Source organism: Bartonella sp. AD328YNZD, assembly GCF_042196425.1.
On sequence record NZ_JBHIQG010000411.1, the window covers coordinates 1 to 1,931 of the forward strand.

General features: G+C 38.8%; 1 protein-coding gene. It reads left to right on the forward strand.

Annotation, left to right across the window (positions count from 1 at the left end; all coding sequences use genetic code 11):
• Positions 1 to 120: 120 nt before the first annotated feature.
• Positions 121 to 1,931 (forward strand): glutamine--fructose-6-phosphate transaminase (isomerizing) (gene glmS, locus ACFIO3_RS12325; RefSeq protein WP_375704544.1); only part of this gene is annotated, 1,811 nt, incomplete at its 3' end.

The window sequence follows — 1,931 nt, forward strand, 5'->3', positions numbered from 1 at the left end:
TTTATTTTTAAAGATTGCCGTACTCCATGTTTGAATTATTTTATTATTTACAGTTTTAAATAAAGGTTGTTGGATTGTTTTATAAGATTTAAATCTTAAGATGTGGGTTGGAGCTTTTTAATGTGTGGAATTATTGGAATTCTTGGAAAGAGGTGTGTTACGTCTTCTCTGGTTGAGGGTTTAAAACGTCTTGAATATAGAGGGTATGATTCATCTGGGGTGGCGACAGTCCATAATGGGCATCTTTATCGTGTACGTGCTGAAGGAAAACTTGTTCGTTTAGAAGAAAAATTAAAAAAAATACCTCTGGAGGGAAGTTTAGGGATTGGCCATACCCGTTGGGCTACGCATGGAATTGCTGTTGAACGCAATGCGCATCCCCATGTAACTAAAAAACTTGCAGTTGTTCATAATGGTATTATTGAAAATTTTATAGAATTACGAAAGGAACTCATTGAGGATGGTTATATCTTTGAAACAGAGACAGATACAGAAGTTATTGCACATTTAATAACGCGTGCATTAAAAAGTGGTCTTTCTCCGCAAGAAGCCATGCGTACAAGTTGGAAACGGTTGCAGGGGGCTTTTGCTATTGCTCTTATTTTTGAAGGTGAAGATAATCTTATGATTGCGGCTTGTTCTGGTCCACCGCTGGCAATCGGTTATGGAAAAGATGAATTTTTTGTGGGATCAGATGCCATTGCTTTAGCGCCATTCGTTGATCATATTAGCTATATGGAAGATGGGGATTGGGCTGTTATCACACGGGAGGGTGTCACAATTTACGATGCCAACAACCAACTGATAAAACGTCCTGTGACACCATTACTTGAAGGGGCTTTATTGATCTCTAAGGGTAATCATCGTCATTTTATGCACAAGGAAATGTTTGAACAACCTGAAGTGATTTCTCATAATTTGGCGCATTATCTTGATCTTGGGAATTATGCAGTTCGACCACTTGAGAATTTGATTGATTGGAAAAATATTCATCGGCTTCTTTTTGCGAGTTGTGGAACGGCTTATTACTCAACCTTAGTTGCGCGCTATTGGTTTGAAAAATTTGCCGCTTTAAGTGTTGATAATGATGTCGCTTCGGAATTTCGTTACCGCGAACCTCCTATAACGTCTGATGCGTTATCATTGTTTGTTTCTCAATCTGGTGAAACAGCGGATACATTGGCTTCTTTGCGTTATTGTCGTGAACGGGGTATAAAAACAGCAACAATTGTGAATGTTGAACAATCAACAATGGCAAGGGAGGCTGATTTTATTCTCCCAACACTTGCCGGACCAGAAATTGGTGTTGCTTCAACAAAAGCCTTTACCTGTCAATTGGCAACGCTTGCTTCACTTGCTCTTAGTGCTGCTAAACAACGTGGTTATCTTACAGTTCAAATGGAACAGCAATTGGTTCAGCAGTTGGCAGAAGTTCCTCGTATTTTAAATGAGGTCTTAAAATTAGAAGGCAAAGTTGAATCTATTTGTCGTGATTTGGTGAATGCAAAAAGTGTTCTTTATTTAGGACGTGGAACTTCTTATCCGATTGCTTTGGAGGGAGCTCTTAAATTGAAAGAGCTTTCTTATATTCATGCTGAAGGTTATGCGGCGGGTGAGTTGAAGCATGGGCCAATTGCGTTGGTAGATGAGACAATACCCGTTATTGTTGTGGCGCCTTATGATCGATGGTTTGAAAAGACTTTTTCTAATATGCAAGAAGTAGTAGCGCGCAATGGTCGTATTATTTTAATAACCGATAAAAAAGGAGCAGAAGCAGCTTGTTTTCAGACTTTATCAACGATTACTTTGCCAGATGTTTCAGAATTTATTGCTCCTATTATTTATGCTCTCCCCATTCAGTTAATCGCTTATCATACGGCTGTTTTATTAGGAACAGATGTTGATCAACCCCGTAATTTAGCAAAATCAGT